This is a genomic window from Pantoea sp. PA1, from assembly GCF_056856975.1.
The window spans coordinates 111,629-133,104 of the sequence record NZ_JBXGEE010000008.1 but is presented as its reverse complement, the minus strand read 5'-3'; the positions used below and the strand labels follow the sequence as shown (position 1 = coordinate 133,104).

The window sequence follows — 21,476 nt, the reverse complement described above, 5'->3', positions numbered from 1 at the left end:
CGTCATAATGAATTTCATTATGTGTTCACTCGTGAGGCTTTGATATTTTTGTGCGTCCGGGGACGCTGATATCAATCCTGCGAGTGCCCACACAGATTGTCTGATAAATTGTTAAAGAGCAGTGCCGCGTTTTCCTGCGGCGCGGGCTGCGTATATTACGCTTTCCGCATTGTCAGTCAAGCATTTATTTTCGCTTAACTCACTGGTTCGTATGATTTCGAACCACTTAACGCGACGCTTCGTAAGCCGTTGTGCCGTGTCAGTGGAGGCGCATTATAGGGAGTTCTCGGAGGCTGACAAGTGCTAATTTCAAATAAAATTCCGAGTGCTGTTTTTTTCAGCTAAAAGCCCCTAAAGCGCCAGTTTTTCCAGCAACGGGAAGCCATAACGGTGTAAAACGGGTGATAATTGTACCGCTTCGCCATCCAGCTCCGTACAGAACGCGACGTTCTGCTGTGAGGAACGCACCTCAGGTGCTTCATGCTCCAGCAGCCAGACCGTACGTCGGGCGATTGCCGCACCGGAATCAATCAGGCGCGTTCCTTCCGGCAGGACCTGTTGCAGCTCTTCACGCAGTAAAGGAAAGTGAGTGCAGCCTAAAACCACCGTGTCAGGCGGTTCCGCCATCCGCAGCCATGGCTGAACAATACGCCTTACTTCATCCAGTGCCACTTCCCCGCCATGCAGCTTGGCTTCTGCCAGCTCCACCAGCTCCGCCGATCCCAGCATCTCAATTTTGCAGGAGCCAGCAAACTGTGCCACCAGCTCATGGGTATAAGGACGGCGAACGGTTGCTCTTGTCGCCAGCAAGCCCACGACACCATTACGCGTCAGGCGCGCAGCCGGTTTAATCGCCGGAACGACGCCTACAACAGGAAACGAAAAGTGTTCACGCAATGCAGGCAGCGAAACCGTGCTGGCGGTATTGCAGGCGATGATGACTAATGAGAGAGGCGTGCGGCGGGTAATGGCCTCAACGATGGCGACCACCCGCTCCACGATAAAGGATTCGCTTTTCTCACCATAAGGGAAGCCGGCGTTATCGAAGGCGTAGAGATAATGAAGATCCGGCAGTAGCTGACGGACCTCATCATAGACAGAAAGCCCACCGACGCCGGAGTCAAATACCAGCACGGTGGGTCGCAAATCAGAAGCTGTAGCTGCCGCTGAGGTAATACTCTCGTCCTGGAGTCTGATAGCCATACGCTGTCTCGTAATCTTTATCGAACAGGTTGGCAATTCTACCACGAACTGTGAGTTGTGAAGTGACAGGATATGAGACGGCGAGATCCCACAGACTGACCCCACCTTCCCTGACGCGGCGGCTGGGCGTGCTGTTGAAATCCGTATCGTGGCGGTCACCCAGATAGTGATAGGTTACAGACCAGTCCGCGTCATACAGCGTCCAGTCGAGCTGATACTTCAGCTGCTGTTTTGCCCGGCGAACCAGCGGCTGATTGGTGCTGCCATCCCGCGCATCGACATAATCATAAGAGAGCTGATGCGTCAGTGGCCCGGTATCAAAGCCTGCCGTCGCTTCCACGCCTTTAATACGCGCCTGCTTAATGTTGTAGTACCGGAAGGTCGCCGGATCGCCATCAATCAGGTTATCGATGTCATTGCGGTAGCCCGACACGCGCCAGTTGACCGGCCCGGTCAGGCCTTCAAAGCCGCCTTCCCACTGTTTACTTTTTTCCGGGTCGAGGTCCCGATTGCCATAAACCGGGCTGTAAACCTGTGACAGATTCGGCGCTTTAAAGGCGGTGCCATAAGAGGCGAATGCACGGTAGCCCGAGATAAACTCCCAGGAAGCTGCCGTCTGCCAGGTGTTATGCCAGCCGAACTGATTGTTATCGTCACCGCGTACCGCCCCTTCCAGCGTAACCGTGCCGAACTGCTGCTGGCCGGTCAGGTAGAGGCCGGTGTTACGCTGCTCATACCCCTCTGACAGAAAATTGGTGCCTGGCTCAGTGGTCTCTTTCTGCCAGTCGACACCCCCACTCACCGCGCCCTGCCCCATCTGCACCGTGTTGCCCCACTGCAGATTGTACTGCGTGACATCATCAAACGTGGAAGCCGCGCCGTAGCGGCCATTGCGCGGGTCGTAGTTGATATCTTTGGTATGGCCATAGCTGGCGATGAGCTGAGTCGAGTAGAAATCACGGTTAAAGCGTAAACCGGTGTCCCAGGTCTGACTGTAGAGCTGGCGGGTGTCCGGCAGACCGATGATGTTGATGTAACTCTCATCGTAGCTGTGTGACCCGTCATAGGCGGTGCGGTTATCAAATCCGTAGCCGCGCACAAACCCACTCAGCTCATCGCTGAACTGATGCTCAAGATTGCCATAGAGGGTTTTGCTCATGAATCCGTCGCGGTCGTGCTGTGCCGGGCCATAGTTACTGGGATAACCCGCCACCACATCATATCCTCTGGTGTAGGTATAGTTGCCTGCCAGGGTCAGCGTGGTGGCGTCGCTCAGCCTCTGCTGGGTAGAGCCATCATAAGATTGATAGCCATTGGAGCCCATACCCGCCGTCAGCGTGGTTCCCGGCTGCGACCGGCCGGTGATGATATTAATTACGCCGCCAATGGCATCAGAACCGTAGACGGCAGAACGCGCACCGCGGATATATTCGATACGCTGCACCAGGGTCAGCGGAATCTGGCTGAGATCGGACGAACCACTGATTCCGGCCTGATTCAGCCGGATGCCATCAATCAGGATCAGGACATGGCGGGACTCGGTGCCGCGAATAAACAGGGAGCTCTGCTGACCTAATCCGCCGTTTTGCGCCACATCGACACCCGGCAGACGGCGCATCACATCCGCCAGGCTTTTAGCCTGCCAGCGCTCAATCTCATCGCGCGTCACGACGGTGGTAGGTGCCAGTACGCCAGAGACAGGTTCAGCAAAACGGTTAGCGGTCACAATTTGCGTCTCATAATTTGCCTGAGCAAACCCGTTTTGCGCCCAGAGAGAAGCCGCCGTTGCGCTCAGAGCGAACAGCGATACACTTTTTTTTATCATTTTTAAATCGCATCCATAAGACGAAGCTGGATGCCGCAGGCCGACAATCGATAGCACGCGATGATTGTACGAGTAGCGACGTTACACCGGCAGGTCTTCGGGCTGGGAACCATAAATGATGATGACTTCCCATCCCGCAGGACAGTGTCTGCTATTGCACTCATCACGACATTCCTTACCGCTGCGCGTCAGCTCCAGATTTACACTGGATTCCCTATTAACTCAGGCTGAGGCCGGCGTCTGCAGTCTACGGAGTGGCGATTCGGAAGTCCAGATAGCCGGGAATCATCTATCTGCGGGACTGGACATCAGCAAGTGAATGCCTACAATCGCCCGCTGGTAAGCTATTAATCAGGATTGCTCATGACACCCGAACATCTCCCCATTGAAGAGTATGACGCACAGCTGGCGGAAAAAGTCAGTCGTTTAGAGACGATGATGACGCCGTTTGCTGCGCCCGACGTGGAGGTGTTCCGTTCACCGGTCAGCCACTATCGGATGCGCGCAGAGTTCCGGCTGTGGCACGACGGTGATGATATCTATCACATCATCTTCGATCAGCAGACGCGCGAACGGATCCGTGTCGATCAGTTCCCTGCGGCCAGCCAGCTGATCAACCAGCTGATGCCAAAGATGATCGCCGCGATCCGCGATAACCGTACTCTGCGCCACAAGCTGTTCCAGATCGACTATCTCTCGACCCTGAGCAATCAGATTGTGATTTCGCTGCTCTACCACCGCAAGCTGGACGACGAGTGGCAGCAGGCCGCCGCTGCGCTGCGCGATCGGCTGCGTGCCGAAGGGCTGGATGTGCAGCTGATTGGCCGCGCAACCAAAACCAAAATCTGTCTCGATCGCGACTACGTTGACGAACGTCTGCCGGTGGCGGGCCGCGAGCTTATCTATCGCCAGGTTGAAAACAGTTTTACGCAGCCTAACGCGGCAATGAATATTCAGATGCTGGAGTGGGCGCTGGATGTCACCCGGGATTCACAGGGGGATTTGCTGGAACTCTACTGCGGCAACGGCAACTTCTCGCTGGCGCTGGCACGCAATTTCCGCCGTGTACTGGCAACGGAAATCGCCAAACCTTCCGTGGCATCGGCGCAATATAATATCGCCGCTAACCAGATCGATAATGTGCAGATCATTCGCATGGCGGCGGAAGAGTTTACCCAGGCGATGAACGGTGTCCGCAGCTTTAATCGTCTGGAAGGCATTGATCTGACCAGCTACGACTGCGAGACGATTTTTGTCGATCCGCCGCGCAGCGGACTGGATGACGAGACGGTGAAGATGGTGCAGGCTTATCCGCGCATCCTCTATATCTCCTGCAATCCTCAGACCCTGAGCGACAACCTGCAGACGCTGGCGCAAACGCACGACGTTACGCGCCTGGCGCTGTTTGACCAGTTCCCTTACACCCATCATATGGAATGCGGTGTTCTGCTTACGCGTAAAGCCTGAAGCATAAACAAAAACGGGAACCCTGCGGTTCCCGTTTTTTTTACTGATTACGCTTGCGCTTAAATCGCGTTGCAATCCAGAACACCAGCGCCACCATCAGAACGGTGGGGATGAAGTTGGAGCCCATGTCCGGGTATTCTGCCCGCACCAGCGCGCTGTAAACCAGAATCCCCAGCAGGAAAAAGGCGGCTGCCAGGCCCGGCATCCCCTCCGGCATGTTGGTGTTGAGGTAACGCTGATGCAGAAACCAGGCCGCCAGGCCCAGTGCAATCAGCGGAAAAATGGAAAAGGGAACAAAGGCGCTGAACAGCACAGAAAACGAGCCGTTAATCGCTAAGCCGGTAATAAAAGCCAGTGCCAGTGTGCCTTTATCGCGGGAAGCCGGGTGGGTCATGGACGGATCCTTACTCATTACTCTTCGGGTTTTTCCAGGGTAACCGCGAGACGCTCCTGCTCCCGGCGGTACCAGTAATAGGCGCCTTTGGCGATCATACGCAGCTGTAACACCAGCCGATCCTCAAGCTTACGACGCTGCTCAGCATCAACATCCAGTGCTTCTGCACCGGCGCTGAAGACAATGGTCACCATCGCCTCAGCCTGCGCTTCGGTAAAACTGCGCGGCATGCGATTTTCGACCTCAAGATAGTCAGCCAGTTCAGCGATAAAGTGCTGAATTTCACGCGCCACGGCGGCACGGAAAGCGGCGGAGGTGCCGGAACGTTCACGCAGTAACAGGCGGAAAGCGTTGGGGTTGTTGCCGATGAACTCCATAAAGGTCGACACCGACGTTTTAATGATGCTGCCGCCTTTAGCGATACGCTGGCGCGCCTGGCGCATCAGCTGTCGCAGCATGAGCCCGCTTTCATCCACCATCGTCAGGCCCAGCTCATCGACATCCTTAAAATGACGATAAAAGGAGGTGGGTGCGATACCTGCCTCGCGGGCAACTTCCCGCAGACTCAGGCTGGCAAAACTGCGTTCGGCGCTGAGCTGACTGAACGCTGCTTCAATCAGTGTACGTCGTGTACGTTCTTTTTGTTGCGCTCTGACGCCCATTCTCTCTGCCTTTAGCGGTGTTAGGCAGGCACTATATCAAAAATTTCAGCGTACAGATTGGCAATCTTTGTCACCGCCTGTGAACCTCACTCTTTGTCAAACTGTGATGAAAATCGCTGATAGAATTCAGAAGTGCGCGACGAGATGTTAGAATCTCGTTGTAAAAATGTATAAATAATAGGACGTATCGGTATGCAAAAGTCTTACGATTACGATGCCATTGTGATTGGCTCAGGGCCCGGCGGTGAAGGGGCGGCGATGGGGCTGGTAAAACAGGGAGCGCGCATCGCCGTGATCGAACGCTACCATAACATCGGCGGCGGCTGTACCCACTGGGGCACCATCCCCTCTAAAGCTCTCCGTCACGCCGTCAGTCGCATTATCGAATTTAATCAGAACCCGCTTTACAGCGATCACACCCGACTCCTTCGCTCCTCTTTTGCCGACATTCTCAATCACACGGAAAACGTGATCAGCCAGCAGACGGCCATGCGTCAGGGCTTCTACGAGCGTAACCGCTGCGAACTGTACCAGGGCGATGCGCATTTTGTTGATGCCAACACCATTGAGATTGAACAACCTGATGGGACGCGTGAGCGGCTGACGGCAGAGAAATTTGTCATCGCCTGTGGTTCACGTCCTTACCATCCTGACGATGTCGACTTTACCCATCCCCGCGTCTATGACTCAGACTCCATTCTCAACCTGCATCACGAACCGGGACACGTCATCATTTATGGCGCCGGCGTGATTGGCTGTGAATACGCCTCGATTTTTCGCGGCCTGAACGTCAAGGTTGACCTGATCAATACCCGCGATCGTCTGCTGGCGTTCCTCGATCAGGAGATGTCTGATTCGCTCTCCTACCACTTCTGGAACAGCGGCGTGGTGATTCGTCACAACGAAGAGTTTGAGAAGATTGAGGGCGTGGAAGATGGCGTCATCATCCACCTGAAATCCGGCAAGAAAGTGAAAGCGGACTGCCTGCTTTACGCCAACGGCCGAACCGGCAACACCGATTCCCTGTCGCTGGAAAATGTCGGTCTGGAAGCGGATGGCCGTGGCCTGCTGAAAGTCAACAGCATGTATCAGACCGCGCAGCCGCACATCTATGCGGTCGGTGACGTGATTGGCTATCCGAGTCTGGCCTCTGCCGCCTACGATCAGGGCCGCATTGCCGCGCAGGCGATTATCAAAGGAGAAGCGTCAGCGCATCTGATTGAAGATATCCCGACCGGTATCTACACCATTCCGGAAATCAGCTCCGTGGGCAAAACCGAGCAGCAGCTGACCGCCATGAAAGTGCCCTATGAAGTGGGACGCGCGCAGTTCAAACATCTGGCGCGGGCGCAGATTGTGGGGATGAACGTCGGCAGCCTGAAGATCCTGTTCCACCGGGAAACCAAAGAGATTCTGGGGATCCACTGCTTTGGTGAGCGTGCCGCCGAGATTATTCACATCGGTCAGGCGATCATGGAGCAGAAAAATGGTGGCAACACGATTGAGTACTTCGTGAATACCACCTTTAACTATCCGACGATGGCGGAAGCCTATCGCGTGGCGGCGTTAAACGGCTTAAACCGCCTGTTTTAACGTCTTGTCGAGATAGTGCTGCATGTGGGTTTTGATTGCTTCTGCCAGCTGTTCATAACGGCTGCGCAGAGGCGAACCCGGCCGATAAACCAGCGCAATCGTGCGTTGTGGTACCGGCTTATAGCACGGAAGATAGCAGACCCCATCGCGGATACGTTCCGGCGGAACCGCCAGCGCTGGTAACAGCGTAATGCCGCTGCCTGCTGCCACCATATTGCGCAGCGTTTCCAGACTGGTTGCCCTGAAATGGGTATCTTCGTCGGCACCCGCCTCAAAACAGAATCCCATCGCCTGGTCACGCAGACAGTGCCCATCTTCCAGCATCAGTAATTTCTCGCCCGCCAGATCGGACATCGGTACCCGATCGCGGTCGCGCCACGGATGATCTTCGTAGATCGCCAGTTTCATCGGTTCATCAAACAGCGGAACCTCGATAAAGGCCTGGCTCTCTTTGACCAGCGCCACAATCGCGCAGTCCAGTTTGCCGCTGTCGAGCTGTGCCAGCAGCTGCTGCGTCTGCGCTTCATGCAGATACATTTCCAGTTTCGGGAACGTCTGGTGCAGCATCGGGATAATCTGTGGCAGCAGGTAGGGGCCGGTGGTCGGGATAAGGCCGATATGCAGCGGACCTGACATCGCTTCCCCTTGCTGACTGGCCATCTCTTTCAGCACTTTTACTTCACGCAAAACCGTGCGCGCCTGATCCACCAGCAGCAAACCGGCCTGGGTGAACAGCACTTTACGGCTGGTACGCTCCAGCAGCATCACACCCAGCTCATCTTCCAGCTTGCGGATCTGCCCGCTTAACGTTGGCTGACTGACATGACACGCATCTGCCGCACGGCGGAAATGGCGATATTCAGCAAGTGAGACCAGATATTCAAGATCACGAATATTCATTATTACCCTCCAAACCACGATAGCCCGTGGCGATAGATAGAATAGCAATGAACGATTGGCCCTATCAAGGGCGGTTCGGAATAATGCGCGCATCAAAAGGAAAGGGGTTATCAGGAGAAAAAACGTTTGCAAGTCAGGAAGGTAAAGCCATTCCGTCCGTCACGTTTCATACGCGCCAGGACGATCGCTGGGTCGATGTCACCACAGAATCGCTGTTCAAAGACAAAACGGTGATTGTTTTTTCCCTGCCGGGTGCCTTTACCCCTACCTGCTCATCCAGTCATCTGCCGCGTTACAACGAACTAGCGGGCCTGTTTGCCCAACATGGCGTGGACACGATTCTCTGTGTCTCGGTCAATGACACCTTCGTGATGAACGCCTGGAAAGCCGAACAGCGGGCAGACAATATTACCTTCATTCCTGATGGCAACGGCGAGTTCACCCGAGGTATGGAGATGCTGGTTGAGAAAGCCGATCTCGGTTTTGGCCCGCGCTCATGGCGCTACTCCATGCTGGTACGCAACGGCGTGGTGGAGAAAATGTTTGTTGAGCCGAACAAGCCTGGCGACCCCTTTGAGGTCTCCGATGCCGATACCATGCTGCGCTATCTGGCTCCGGAGTGCAAAGCACAGGAGTCAGTCTCCATCTTTACAAAACCTGGCTGCATCTTCTGCGCCCAGGCAAAACAGATGCTGCTGGATCATGGCATCCAGTATGAAGAAATTGTGCTGGGTCAGGATGCCACAACCGTGAGCCTGCGAGCCGTATCAGGCCGGGCGACGGTGCCGCAGATTTTCATGGGCGGTCGTCATATTGGCGGCAGTGAGGATCTGCAGCAGTTCCTGCTGTCAGCGTAAGAGAATCTTAGCGTCGGCCGGGAGAGCGGGCGCTTTGATGATGTGCCTATAATAAAGTAGTAATTCTGAAGCTAGAGGTTAGCGGGCATCTGTTGTGCCCGCCTTTTTTTGCCTGCGGATTATGCCAGCCGCTGCTTCGCGTCACCGATGGCGCGGGCAACCTGCTGTGGCGAGACGCCCCCCTGCGCATTACGTTTATCCAGACAGGATTGCAGTGCCAGAATCGGATAGACATCGTCGTCAATCACCGCACTGAACTGCTGTAACTGTGCCAGCGACAGGGCTTCCAGCGCCACACCCTGCCCGATGGCCGCTACCACGACCTCGCCGACGATATGATGAGCTTCACGGAACGGCACACCTTTGGCGACCAGATAGTCGGCCAGTTCAGTGGAGTTTGCGTAGCCCTGCTCTGCGGCTTCCTGGCAGCGCGGACGTTTCACCTGCAGGCCATCCAGCACCAGCACGGACATGTGCAGACAGTCGAGCCAGGTGTCCAGCGCGTCAAACAGCCCCTCTTTGTCTTCCTGCATATCTTTGTTGTACGCCAGCGGCAGACCTTTCAGCGTCATCATCATGCCGGTCAGTGCGCCCTGCACCCGACCGCATTTGCCACGAATCAGCTCCAGCGCATCCGGGTTTTTCTTCTGCGGCATCAGCGATGAGCCGGAAGTGACTTTGTCTGACAGCTCGATAAAGCCCGCTTCACCGGTGTTGAAGAAGATCATATCTTCGGCGAAGCGCGACAGATGAACCATGCCGATCGCCGCATCAGAGAGCAGCTCCAGCACATGATCGCGATCGGAGACGGTGTCGAGACTGTTGCGCGTGGCGGAGGCAAAACCCAGCCAGCCTGCCAGCTGCTGACGATCGATTTCGTAGGCCGTTCCGGCCAGTGCGCCGCAGCCCAGCGGGCTGACATCGAGACGCTTCAGGGTATCCTGCAGACGGCTCTCATCACGCGCCAGCATTTCCACATAGGCCAGACACCAGTGCGCGAAGGTCACCGGCTGCGCACGCTGCAGATGGGTGTAGCCCGGCATCACTGCATCCTGATTCGCTTCCGCAGTGACGACCAGCGCCTGCTGCAGATCGCGTGTCGCGCCCAGCAATGCCTCAACCTGCATCTTGCACCAGAGTTTCAGATCGGTCGCGACCTGGTCGTTACGGCTGCGGCCGGTATGCAGTTTTTTACCCAACGCGCCCACTTTGTCGATCAGCTGTCCTTCAACCCAGCTGTGAATATCTTCGGCGTCGCTTTGCAGAATCTGCTCAGGATTCTCGCGCACTTCACCCAGCAACGTATTCAGGGCCGCTTCCAGCTGCTGCTGCTCATCCTGAGTCAGCACGTTTACCGTCACCAGCGCTTTGGACCAGGCAACAGAGCCAATAATGTCCTGCTCTGCCAGGCGGTAATCGAAGCGCAGCGAGTCGTTGAACTGTTTGAAACGTTGATCCGCTGCCTGAGTAAACCGTCCACCCCAAAGTGCCATGTGAAAACTCCTCTGAATCGTTAAACAAGGGGCGGCATAAATGCCGCCCCTGGATTGAATCTGTGAGGCGAGGCGCACCTCGCCTGAAATATTACTTCTTCTTCTGCTCGTTCAGCGCACGGATACGTGAAGAGAGCGAGAACAGACGGATAAAGCCGCCTGCATGACGGTGGTCGTAAACCTCATCTTCGCCAAAGGTGGCGAACTCTTCCGAGTAGAGGCTGTTAGTCGAGCGTTTCTGGGTGGCTGTCGCGTGGCCTTTGTAGAGCTGCACCACAACCTCACCATTTACCTCTTCCGCCAGCGATTCGGCAGCAGCCTGAATCGACTTACGCAGTGGGGCAAACCAGCGACCGTCATAGACCACATAGGACATCTCGTGGCCGAGCTGCTCGCGCCATTTGAAGCTGTCGCGATCCAGTACCAGCTGTTCAACGGCACGCAGCGCGCTGACCATGATGGTGCCGCCCGGGGTTTCGTAGCAGCCACGGGACTTAATCCCGACCAGACGGTTTTCCACGATGTCGATACGGCCGACACCATGTTTTGCGCCCAGCTCGTTGAGTTTTTCCAGACACTGGAACGGACTCAGTTTTTCGCCGTTAACGGCCACAACCCGGCCTTTTTCGACGGTCACGGTCACCTCTTCAGGCTGATCGGGCGCCTCCAGCGGATCGACGGTCCAGACCCAGCAATCTTTATTCGGCGCATTGGCCGGGCTCTCCAGCACGCCGCCTTCGGTAGAGATGTGCCAGGCGTTTTCATCACGGCTGTAGATCTTTTCCAGTGAGGCGGTGGTCGGGATATTGCGCTCTTTCAGGTAGTCCAGCAGCGCTTCACGCGAACGCAGGTTCCATTCACGCCACGGGGCAACCACTTTCAGTTGCGGTGCCAGGGCGGTATAGGTGGTTTCGAAACGCACCTGGTCATTCCCTTTACCGGTTGCACCGTGGCACAGCGCATCCGCGCCTACTTTCAGTGCCAGCTCAACCTGCGCTTTCGCGATGATAGGACGGGCCATCGAGGTGCCGAGCAGATAGGTGCCTTCATAGAGCGCACCGGTCTGCAGCACCGGGTAAACGTAGTCGCTGATAAACTCTTCACGCAGATCCACAACGTGGCATTCCGAGGCGCCAGACTGCAGCGCTTTCTTCTCAACACCTTCCAGATCGCCACGCTCCTGACCGATATCCGCCACAAAAGCGACCACTTCACAGCCACCGTAGTTCTCTTTCAGCCATGGAATGATTGCCGAGGTATCAAGACCACCGGAGTAAGCCAGAACGATTTTTTTGATGTTTTGCGTTTGCATTTCGTAATCCTTGAATCAGAGTCGTTAAGCGAGAATCCGGGTGCCAATCGACACGCCGTTAAACAGGTCAGGCAGCCGCTCAGCGTGACGCCAGCTGGCGATATCGACCGGGCGGCCCAGCGTACGCGCGGCATCCAGCGCCGCGTGCACTTTCACAATCATGCCATCGGTAATAATGCCCTGGGTGATCAGCTGCTCCGCTTTGTCAGCGGTCATCTCTTCGATGCGCTGACCTTTGCCGTCGAGAATACCACTCACGTCGGAGAGCAGAACTAAATCCGCGCCCAGCGTTGAAGCCAGTGCCGTCGCCGCCTGATCGGCGTTGACGTTCATCAGTTCGCCGCCCTCAGTGATGCCAATAGAGCTCACCACCGGCATGTAACCCGCCGCCAGCAGCGTATTCAGCAGTGCCGGGTCGCCTGGCATGGCGTGGCCCACATGGCCAAGTTCCGGATCGAAGGCAGTGACATTCACGATGCCCGCATCACCCAGGCAGAGGCCAACCGCGTTGATGCCCGATTTTTTCGCCCAGGCCAGCAGCGTTTTATTGGCGGTTCCCGCCAGCGCACCGGTAATGATGTCGATCTGATCGGCTGGGGTGACGCGCAGGCCATTTTTCTTCATCACCGGCAGCGCCAGCTTTTTCATCAGCTCGTCCACCAGGCAACCGCCGCCGTGGACAATGATCAGTGGACGCTGATGGGTGCTGCGATATTTCAGCAGCGCTTCAAACAAGCGGGCCAGCGCTTCTTCGCTGTCCAGCAGCACACCGCCCAGTTTGATAATCAATGGATTGGTCATGGTTTATTTGTCCGTTAAATCAGTGACTGCGTTTCTGGGAAGCCGAACCGGATGTTCAGGCACTGCACCGCCTGCGATGCCGCACCCTTCAGCAGATTGTCTTCGGCTGCCACGACAATCAGATGCTCGCCCTGCGTCTCAAATCCGATGTCGCAGTAAGGCAGGCCCACGACGGCTTTCAGCGCCGGCACACCCTGGTCATAGAAACGCACCAGCGGCTTATTGTCATAGGCGCGATGGAAAACGGCGGCAATATCTTCGCGGCTGACACCCGCTTTCAGACGGCAGGTAATGGTCGCCAGGATACCGCGCGGGAAGCTGCCCAGATGTGGGGTGAAGATCACCGGGGTGCCAAGGTGGGCCACAATCTCCGGATGATGACGATGATTGAACAGGCCGTAAGGCTGCAGGCTCACTTCGCAGAAGCTGGTGCCGACATTGGCTTTACGGCCGGCACCGCTCACGCCACTGGTGGCATTGATGACCGGCCACTGCGCGTCGTTTAGCAGTCCGGCATCCACCAGCGGTTTCAGCGCCAGCTGCGCGGCGGTCGGATAGCAACCCGGCACGGCCACCAGCTGCGCCTGCTGGATGTTTTCATGCTGATATTCCGCCAGGCCGTAAACGGCTTTGTCCAGCCAGTCGCCATGCTGATGGGTGAAGCCATAGAAGCGAGTGTAGAACTCAGCGTCATTGACCCGGAAAGCGCCCGACAGGTCGAACACCACACAACCCGCCTTAAGAAATTCCGGAGCCAGATCGTGGCTGACTTCATGCGCCGTCGCCAGAAAGACCACATCCACTTTGTCTGCCCACTCCGCCGCGCTGCTCAGTGGCTGCAGCGGAAGATCCACCACGCCTTTCAGCTGCGGATGAAGATCGGACAAGCGCTTACCTGCATCAGGGCTTTGCGCCGAAACCGCTAAAGCGGTTATGTTGATATGTGGATGACGATTCAGGAAGGTGGCAAGCTCTACTCCAGCATAACCACTGGCACCAACGATCAGCGTATTCAACATCAGGCTGTAACCCCTTTTACAGTCGCACGTCCCGGGCCGCGGCCTTGCCCCGTAACCCACTCAGTCTTCTGCAGTGATTTAAGGTTTCCTTGCAGAGGACGTTAATGTATTTTTATTCACTATTAATGCATGAATATGGATACATCCTAACCCAAGGACCGTCAACAGTGAAGACAAAATTACCGCCTTTTATTGAACTCTACCGCCAGTTAATCGCCACACCGTCGATCAGCGCAACCGATGCGGCTCTGGATCAGAGTAATGAAACTTTAATCAATTTGCTGGCAGGCTGGTTTCGTGACCTCGGCTTCAGCGTGGAAGTGCAGCCTGTACCCGGCACCCGCAATAAATTTAATATGCTGGCGCGGACCGGAACCGGCGCGGGCGGCCTGCTGTTAGCCGGGCATACCGATACCGTTCCCTTTGATGATGGCCGCTGGACACGCGATCCCTTTACCCTGACTGAGCACGACAACAAGCTCTATGGCCTGGGTACGGCAGACATGAAAGGTTTCTTCGCCTTTATTCTCGATACGCTGCGGGATGTGGATGTCAGCACCCTCAGCAAGCCGCTCTATATTCTTGCCACGGCCGATGAAGAGACCACGATGGCCGGCGCGAAATATTTCTCTGAATCGACGCAGCTGCGTCCCGACTGCGCCATCATCGGTGAACCCACCTCACTCAAGCCGGTGCGGGCACACAAAGGACACCTGTCGAATGTGATCCGCATTGAAGGGAAATCGGGCCATTCCAGCGATCCGGCACGCGGCGTGAACGCCATTGAACTGATGCATGAGTCGATTACCCATCTGATGCAACTGCGCACGACCCTGCAGGAGCGTTATCACCATGATGGCTTTGCCATCCCTTATCCCACCATGAACTTCGGCCATATTCATGGCGGTGATGCCGCTAACCGTATCTGCGCCTGCTGTGAACTGCATATGGATATCCGTCCGCTGCCGGGCCTGTCGCTCAGCGATCTGGATGGGCTGCTTAACGAGGCGCTGGCTCCGGTCAGCGCACGCTGGCCAGGCCGTGTCACAGTGGCCGAACTGCATCCGCCGATTCCCGGCTATGAGTGTCCGGCGAATCATGAGCTGGTGAGTGTGGTGGAAAAACTGCTGGGCACGCCGACCGAAATCGTTAACTACTGCACCGAAGCCCCTTTTATTCAGCAGCTCTGTCCGACGCTGGTACTGGGGCCAGGGTCCATTAATCAAGCCCATCAGCCAGATGAATTTATTGATACTGCATTTATTAAGCCGACACGCGCGCTTATCAGTCAGGTTGTGCAGCATTTCTGTCACTGATTGACAGTAAATGGGGCATTTCACTGTATTAACAGTAAAATGCCCCCTCATTCTGCGGGATTTACCAATAAGAATAACTTATCCCGCTTTGTTCCCGATAAATTCTTCGAATTTCCGTTATTTAGCAACCTGTTCAGCCCACTTTAACGCATTTGACGAACGCAACATTACGTGGCTAGATAAAAGACGTTGTTATGCCCACCGGGTGACTATCCAGAACGTTTCAGAATGCTGACAGGCGGCAACGGAGCCGGTTCCCTGTAGATTAGCGGGAGCAGAACGTTGCCGATTTTTCTGCTGCCTGAAAGGTCGGGTGTAGAAGTTTTTCAAGACGATAAGGGTGTCAGGGTCCAATGAACGAACAATATTCCGCAATGCGAAGTAATGTCAGTATGCTCGGCAAACTGCTCGGGGATACGATTAAGGAAGCTCTGGGCGAGAACATCCTCGACCAGGTTGAAGCCATCCGTAAGCTCTCCAAGTCATCCCGTGCAGGCAATGACACACATCGTAAAGAACTGCTCAATACGCTGCAGAATCTCTCCAACGAAGAGCTTCTGCCGGTTGCACGCGCCTTCAGCCAGTTTCTTAACCTCACCAACGTGGCCGAGCAGTATCAGACCATTTCCCAGAGTGGCGAAGGGGCGAATCACCCGGAACTGCTGAAAAAGACCTTTGAGACCCTGAAACAGCAGAAAGATATCCGTGAAAGCGACATTCTGGCAGCCATTGAGTCGCTGTCGCTGGAGCTGGTGCTGACCGCGCATCCGACCGAAATCACCCGCCGTACCCTGATTCACAAGCTGGTCGAAGTTAACAGCTGCCTGAAACAGCTCGACCACAGCGATGTCTCTGACTACGAACGTAACCAGATTATGCGCCGCCTGCGCCAGCTAGTTGCGCAGGCATGGCACACCGATGAAATCCGCAAATACCGTCCCACCCCTATTGATGAAGCCAAATGGGGCTTTGCCGTAGTGGAAAACAGCCTGTGGGAAGGCGTTCCTGCCTTTCTGCGTGAGCTGAACGAACAGGTAGAAGAGGCGTTTGGCATTAAGCTGCCGGTGGATTTCGTGCCGGTCCGGTTCACCTCCTGGATGGGCGGCGACCGCGACGGCAACCCGAATGTGACGGCGTCGATCACCCGTCATGCTATGCAGCTGAGCCGCTGGAAAGCCACTGACCTGTTCCTGCGCGATATCGGCGTGTTGATCTCCGAGCTGTCGATGTCGGAGTGCAGCGATGAGATCCGTGAACTCAGCGGCGATCCGGAAGCGATCGAACCTTATCGTGTGATCCTGAAGCGTCTGCGCAGCCAGCTCATGAGCACCCAGTCATTCCTGGAACATCGCCTGAAAGGCGAGCGTCTGCCGCGTCCGGCCGACCTGCTGGTCTCCAACGATCAGCTGTGGGACCCGCTGTTTGCCATCTACCAGTCGCTGCAGCAGTGCGGCATGGGCATTATCGCCAACGGTCAGCTGCTTGATACGCTGCGCCGCGTGAAATGTTTTGGCGTGCCGCTGGTGCGTATCGATCTGCGCCAGGAGAGCACCCGTCACACCGAAGCGATTGCCGAAGTCACCCGCTATCTGGGACTGGGCGACTATGAAAGCTGGTCTGAAGCGGACAAGCAGGCCTTCCTGATCCGTGAGCTGAACTCTAAGCGTCCTCTGCTGCCGCGCAGCTGGGAACCCAGCGACGAGACGCGTGAAGTGCTGGAAACCTGCCGCGTCGCGGCTGAAGCGCCACAGGGCTCCATCGCCGCCTATGTGATCTCAATGGCGAAAACCCCGTCTGACGTGCTGGCCGTGCATCTGCTGCTGAAAGAAGCGGGCATCAGCTATGCGATGCCGGTTGCACCGCTGTTTGAAACTCTGGATGACCTGAACAACGCCAATGATGTGATGAGCCAGCTGCTGAGCATCGACTGGTATCGCGGCTTTATTCAGGGCAAACAGATGGTGATGATTGGCTACTCTGACTCGGCGAAAGATGCCGGTGTGATGGCCGCCAGCTGGGCGCAATATCAGGCGCAGGATGCACTGATCAAAACCTGCGAGAAAGCGGGCATCTCCCTGACCCTGTTCCACGGACGCGGCGGCAGCATTGGCCGTGGCGGCGCACCGGCTCATGCCGCGCTGCTGTCGCAGCCGCCAGGAAGTCTGCGCGGCGGTCTGCGCGTCACCGAACAGGGCGAGATGATTCGCTTCAAATATGGTTTACCGGCCGTCACCATCGCCAGTCTGTCGCTCTATACCGGCGCAATTCTGGAAGCGAACCTGATGCCACCGCCGGAGCCAAAACGCGAATGGCGTGACATCATGAATCAGCTCTCCGCTGACTCCTGTGCGATGTATCGGGGTTATGTGCGTGAAAATGCCGACTTCGTTCCCTACTTCCGTTCAGCCACGCCGGAGCAGGAGCTGGGTAAATTACCGCTCGGCTCACGCCCGGCTAAACGTCGCCCGACCGGCGGCGTGGAGTCGCTGCGTGCCATCCCATGGATTTTCGCCTGGACGCAGAACCGTCTGATGCTGCCTGCCTGGCTGGGTGCCGGTGCGGCCCTGCAGCAGGCGATGGCGGCAGGTCATCAGGATCAGCTGGAGGCGATGTGCCGTGACTGGCCTTTCTTCTCTACCCGCCTGGGGATGCTGGAGATGGTGTTCGCAAAAGCGGACCTGTGGCTGGCAGAGTATTACGATCAGCGTCTGGTCGACAAATCCCTCTGGCCGCTGGGCAAGCAGTTGCGCGATCAGCTTGATGCCGATATCAAAGCGGTGCTGACCATCGCCAACGACTCGCACCTGATGGCCGACCAGCCGTGGATTGCCGAGTCAATTGCGTTGCGTAACGTCTACACCGACCCGCTTAACGTCCTCCAGGCGGAACTGCTGCATCGTTCACGCGCTCAGGAAGCACGCGGCGATGAGCCGGATCCGCGCGTTGAGCAGGCCCTGATGGTGACCATTGCGGGCGTGGCAGCAGGCATGCGTAACACCGGTTAGCGTGCAGGCACGGCGTAGCGTCCGCGCCCTCTGAACGTCGCCATAAAAAAAGTCGGGACTGTCCCGACTTTTTTATTGCCTGAAGGAGAGCGGTTAAGCCGCCACCGCAACCGGACGCACGCCCAGCGTGTGGCAGATGGCGTAACTCATTTCAGCGCGGTTCAGCGTGTAGAAATGAAAATCTTTCACCCCTTCGCGTGACAGGATTTTCACCATGTCCATCGCGATGTTTGCCCCAACCATTTTCCGTGTTTCCGGGTCCTCATCCAGTCCGGCAAACATCGCGTTCATCCAGCCCGGCACGCGCACATTGGTCAGCGTGGCAAAGCGTTGCAGCTGTTTAAAGTTAGAAACCGGCAGAATGCCCGGCACAATTTCAACGTCGATGCCGGTCGCGACACAGCGATCGCGGAAACGTAAATAGCTTTCCACGTCGAAGAAAAACTGAGTAATGGCGCGGCTTGCGCCTGCATCGATTTTTCGCTTCAGGTTAATCAGATCGGCCTGGGCGCTTTTCGCTTCGGGATGGACTTCCGGATAGGCCGCGACGGAGATATCAAAATCGCCGACCTCTTTCAGCAGCGCCACCAGATCGCTGCCGTACATCTCCGGCCTGCCGCCTCCCTCTGGCAGATCACCCCGCAGCGCCACAATGTGACGGATGCCGTTATGCCAGTAATCCTGGGCGATAGCGCGCAGTTCATCGCGGGTGGCATCAACACAGGTGAGATGAGGGGCCGCCTCCAGGCCGGTGCGATCTTTGATGCCTTTGATGATGCTGTGCGTACGATCGCGCTCGCCTGAGTTGGCACCGTAGGTGACAGAAACAAATTTCGGTTTCAGGCTGCTCAGACGGTCGATGGAACGCCACAGGGTCTCTTCCATTTCACCAGACCGCGGTGGGAAGAACTCAAATGAGACGTTAATGCGCCCGTTCAGCTCAGCCAGGCTCTGGTTTAGCGCTTCGCGCTGATTGGCATGAAAGAAACTCATCCTGCATCCTCATCGGTTAAAAACTGGACCGCGAACATCTGAACGTTTAGACGTCCAGATGTTCAAAATGGCCCAATCCGATCGTGCCGTCAACGAATAAATCGTGAACAGCGATGATCAATTTTCAACCAGCATGAAAGAGATTCAACAGGCAGCGGTAACGCATTGAAAACAGGCGCCGAAGCGCCTGAGGGGAGGACTAGAGCAGTTGTGCGAGGCGATTGATATCTGACTGGATAGCACCGGCGGTGACATCCCGGCCTGCGCCCGGCCCGCGAATTACCAGCGGGTTGTCGCGATACCAGCGGCTCTCAATGGCGAAGACATTGTCGCAGGGCAGCAGCGAGGCCAGCGGATGTTCCGGACGAACCGCTTCAACCCCGACGCGCGCCTTGCCGTTGGCATCAAAACGGGCAACATAACGCAGCACGAGATCCATCTCCCGCGCCGCTTCCAGTCGCTGCAGCATCTGCTCATTCAGCTCATCGCCATTTTCGAAGAAATGGTCAACCGAGCCCTGCTGGCAGTTGTCTGGCACCAGCGATTCGACCCGCACCTGATCCGGCTCGATGTTATAGCCCGCCTCACGCGCCAGGATCACCAGTTTGCGCATCACATCCTGCCCTGAGAGATCGGCCCGCGGATCGGGTTCGGTCAGGCCCTGCTGCCACGCCTGATCCACCAGCTCGGTGAAGGGCACCGTGCCGTCAAACTGCAGGAACAGCCATGACAGCGTGCCGGAGAAGATCCCGCTGATCGCCAGGATGGTATCACCGCTGTCACGCAGATCGCGCACCGTATAGTTGATCGGCAGACCTGCACCGACAGTGGCGTTATAGAGCCAGTGACGCCCGGTTTTGGTAAAAGCATCACGGATTTGCCGCCAGGTCTGGCTGTCTGATGCACCGGCCACTTTATTGGCGCTGATGACATGGAAACCGTGGCTGGCAAAGTCGAGATACTGCTGCGCCAGCGGCGTACTGGCGGTGACATCCAGCACCACTAAATCATCAAACGGATGGGCGCGCATCCACAGGAACAGCGACTCTTCGTCACGCTCCACCGCTTCATCGTCAAAGAAGGCCAGCGCACGGCTGGCATCCAGTCCGTCATAACTCAGCAGGCTGCGACGGCTGTCCACCACACCCGCCAGCACAAATTCAAAGCCGGTACGCGCTGAGAGCGTTTCCTGATCGCGGGCAAACAGCTCCAGCCAGCGTGAGCCGATATTGCCTTTGCCAAACAGCATCAGGCCGATACGCTTTTCTGCACGGAACAGTGACTGATGCAATCCCTGAATCAGATGCTGAGTGGGACCGACACGCAGCACCGCGACCACGCTGATGTGCTCTTCAGACTGCCAGATAAATTCAACGGGTTGATCTTTTAACTGCTGCCAGAAGCGATGGGTATGCAGCGGATTGCGGGTCACGCCTGCGCCTACCAGCGCCACCAGCGCCAGGCCGTCACGCAGCTGCAGATGGCCCGGCAGTCCGGCATCCTGCAGCAGCGTAAAGGCGCTGTTGACCACTTCAGAGGTGTAACAGAGCTGCAACAGCTGGCGGTCAGGATGGACGCCAAACGCCAGCGGACGCAGCTGTGCCCGCTTCAGCAGCAGGTCGATCTCTTTGTGCAGGATGGCGAAGTCATGCTGCTCCGGCAGCTGGATTTCAATCAGACAGACATCATCATGACTGGTCACGATGCGTGCGCCGGTTCCGGAGGCCAGCACCCGTTCGATGCGGGTGGAACCCTGCTCCGGCTGATAACTGCAGCGCAGCTGCAGGTCGATATCGCTGCCGGAAACCGGCTGCAGGGTGCGGGTATGCAGCACCGGGGCCGCCAGACGCGCCAGCTCACTGGCTTCGTCCAGCCTTAACAGCGGCAGCAGACAGGCATCAGAAACTTTGCGTGGATCGGCGCTGTAGACGCCCGCCACATCGCTCCAGATCGTGACCCGTCCCACACCTGCCAGCGCACCAATCTGCGTGGCGGAGTAGTCGGAACCGTTGCGGCCAAGCAGGACGGTTTCACCCGCATCATTGCGGCTGATAAAGCCGGTCACCACGATGCGCTGATGCGGATGCTGTGCCAGCAGGGTCTGCAGCAGCGGCCAGGATTTGCCTTCATCGACCTGCGGCTGGGCCGCACGTTCAGCACGCAGAAACTCACGCGCATCCAGCCAGCAGGCCTGCATGTCGCGCTGACTCAGCACCGCTGCCATCAGGCGCGCCGACCAGAGTTCACCGTGGCCGACCACTTCGGCGTAGACCGCATCGGTTATCGGTCCATCCAGCAGCGCGGCCAGCTTTTCCAGGTCACGAATAAATGCCGCGGTTAAGGGTTCCGCCATCTCAGCAGGCAGCAGCGCACCGATCAGTTCGCTCTGGTAACGCCGTAAAGCCTGTTGCACCTGGTGCGCGGAGAGCCGGTCACTCTGGCTCAGCTTCAGCCAGCTAATCAGCTGGTTGGTGGTCGAGCCAGCCGCAGAGACCACCATCATGTCGCCCGGCTGACTGTAATCCGCCATGATGCTGGCCACACGCTGATAGCAGCGTGCGTCGGCCAGGCTACTGCCGCCAAATTTATGCAACTGCCTGATAGTCGGCGTTCCCGTGCCTGCTGAAATCGTCATG

The 21,476-nt window shown here is 56.7% G+C and carries 16 protein-coding genes and 1 riboswitch; of the genes, 5 read left to right on the top strand and 11 right to left on the bottom strand.

Annotation, left to right across the window (positions count from 1 at the left end):
* Positions 1-351: 351 nt before the first annotated feature.
* Together murI and btuB are read right to left on the bottom strand one after the other, a co-directional pair.
* On the bottom strand, positions 352-1,203 hold the full coding sequence (gene murI, locus AC1V0D_RS21050; RefSeq protein ID WP_009087991.1) for a glutamate racemase: 852 nt from the start codon (positions 1,201-1,203) through the stop codon (positions 352-354).
* Positions 1,148-3,028: a TonB-dependent vitamin B12 receptor BtuB gene (gene btuB / locus AC1V0D_RS21045; RefSeq protein ID WP_482908006.1), complete on the bottom strand. Its 1,881-nt coding sequence runs from the start codon at positions 3,026-3,028 to the stop codon at positions 1,148-1,150. Before btuB ends, murI begins: the two co-directional genes overlap by 56 nt.
* 71 nt (positions 3,029-3,099) lie before the next feature.
* Positions 3,100-3,281: riboswitch (cobalamin riboswitch) on the bottom strand.
* A 110-nt stretch (positions 3,282-3,391) separates the two neighbouring features.
* On the opposite strand from btuB, the gene trmA reads away from it, so the two are divergent.
* Positions 3,392-4,495 (top strand): tRNA (uridine(54)-C5)-methyltransferase TrmA, encoded by a 1,104-nt coding sequence (gene trmA / locus AC1V0D_RS21040; RefSeq protein ID WP_058957345.1) that lies wholly within the window; start codon positions 3,392-3,394, stop codon positions 4,493-4,495.
* 40 nt (positions 4,496-4,535) lie between these two features.
* Here trmA and AC1V0D_RS21035 read toward each other — a convergent pair whose 3' ends face one another.
* Together AC1V0D_RS21035 and fabR are read right to left on the bottom strand one after the other, a co-directional pair.
* The gene (locus AC1V0D_RS21035) at positions 4,536-4,889 is read right to left on the bottom strand and encodes a YijD family membrane protein (RefSeq protein WP_482908008.1); all 354 of its coding nucleotides are present in this window, start codon (positions 4,887-4,889) and stop codon (positions 4,536-4,538) included.
* Between the two features lie 17 nt (positions 4,890-4,906).
* Positions 4,907-5,551: an HTH-type transcriptional repressor FabR gene (gene fabR, locus AC1V0D_RS21030; protein WP_009087996.1), complete on the bottom strand. Its 645-nt coding sequence runs from the start codon at positions 5,549-5,551 to the stop codon at positions 4,907-4,909.
* A gap of 192 nt (positions 5,552-5,743) precedes the next feature.
* Here fabR and sthA point away from each other — a divergent pair, with 192 nt between their 5' ends.
* Positions 5,744-7,144 (top strand): Si-specific NAD(P)(+) transhydrogenase, encoded by a 1,401-nt coding sequence (gene sthA / locus AC1V0D_RS21025; RefSeq protein WP_009087998.1) that lies wholly within the window; start codon positions 5,744-5,746, stop codon positions 7,142-7,144.
* On the opposite strand, the gene oxyR is transcribed toward sthA, so the two are convergent.
* Entirely contained in the window at positions 7,127-8,044 is a 918-nt protein-coding gene (gene oxyR, locus AC1V0D_RS21020; RefSeq protein WP_482908005.1) for a DNA-binding transcriptional regulator OxyR, read from the bottom strand. The two genes, sthA and oxyR, sit on opposite strands and share 18 nt — an antisense overlap.
* 83 nt (positions 8,045-8,127) lie before the next feature.
* Here oxyR and AC1V0D_RS21015 point away from each other — a divergent pair, with 83 nt between their 5' ends.
* A complete protein-coding gene (locus tag AC1V0D_RS21015) occupies positions 8,128-8,901 on the top strand; it encodes a glutathione peroxidase (RefSeq protein WP_482908004.1) in 774 nt (257 codons plus the stop codon).
* Between the two features lie 119 nt (positions 8,902-9,020).
* Here the strand turns inward: AC1V0D_RS21015 and argH are convergent, their stop codons facing one another.
* From argH to argC, 4 genes are all read right to left on the bottom strand, one after another.
* Positions 9,021-10,394, bottom strand: coding sequence for an argininosuccinate lyase (argH, locus tag AC1V0D_RS21010; protein ID WP_009088004.1), 1,374 nt, complete (start codon positions 10,392-10,394; stop codon positions 9,021-9,023).
* Between the two features lie 91 nt (positions 10,395-10,485).
* Positions 10,486-11,706 (bottom strand): argininosuccinate synthase, encoded by a 1,221-nt coding sequence (locus tag AC1V0D_RS21005; RefSeq protein WP_482908003.1) that lies wholly within the window; start codon positions 11,704-11,706, stop codon positions 10,486-10,488.
* 24 nt (positions 11,707-11,730) lie between these two features.
* Complete coding sequence (gene argB / locus AC1V0D_RS21000) at positions 11,731-12,507, bottom strand: acetylglutamate kinase (protein ID WP_009088007.1); 777 nt, start codon at positions 12,505-12,507, stop codon at positions 11,731-11,733.
* A 14-nt stretch (positions 12,508-12,521) separates the two neighbouring features.
* On the bottom strand, positions 12,522-13,526 hold the full coding sequence (argC, locus tag AC1V0D_RS20995) for an N-acetyl-gamma-glutamyl-phosphate reductase (RefSeq protein WP_154929275.1): 1,005 nt from the start codon (positions 13,524-13,526) through the stop codon (positions 12,522-12,524).
* 167 nt (positions 13,527-13,693) lie between these two features.
* Here argC and argE point away from each other — a divergent pair, with 167 nt between their 5' ends.
* Together argE and ppc are read left to right on the top strand one after the other, a co-directional pair.
* Positions 13,694-14,842: an acetylornithine deacetylase gene (argE, locus tag AC1V0D_RS20990; protein ID WP_009088011.1), complete on the top strand. Its 1,149-nt coding sequence runs from the start codon at positions 13,694-13,696 to the stop codon at positions 14,840-14,842.
* Between the two features lie 353 nt (positions 14,843-15,195).
* Positions 15,196-17,847, top strand: coding sequence for a phosphoenolpyruvate carboxylase (gene ppc / locus AC1V0D_RS20985; protein WP_046100828.1), 2,652 nt, complete (start codon positions 15,196-15,198; stop codon positions 17,845-17,847).
* 93 nt (positions 17,848-17,940) lie between these two features.
* Here the strand turns inward: ppc and metF are convergent, their stop codons facing one another.
* Both metF and AC1V0D_RS20975 read right to left on the bottom strand, forming a co-directional pair.
* Positions 17,941-18,840: a methylenetetrahydrofolate reductase gene (metF, locus tag AC1V0D_RS20980; RefSeq protein WP_009088014.1), complete on the bottom strand. Its 900-nt coding sequence runs from the start codon at positions 18,838-18,840 to the stop codon at positions 17,941-17,943.
* A gap of 199 nt (positions 18,841-19,039) precedes the next feature.
* Entirely contained in the window at positions 19,040-21,475 is a 2,436-nt protein-coding gene (locus tag AC1V0D_RS20975) for a bifunctional aspartate kinase/homoserine dehydrogenase II (RefSeq protein ID WP_154929278.1), read from the bottom strand.
* Position 21,476 lies beyond the last annotated feature (1 nt).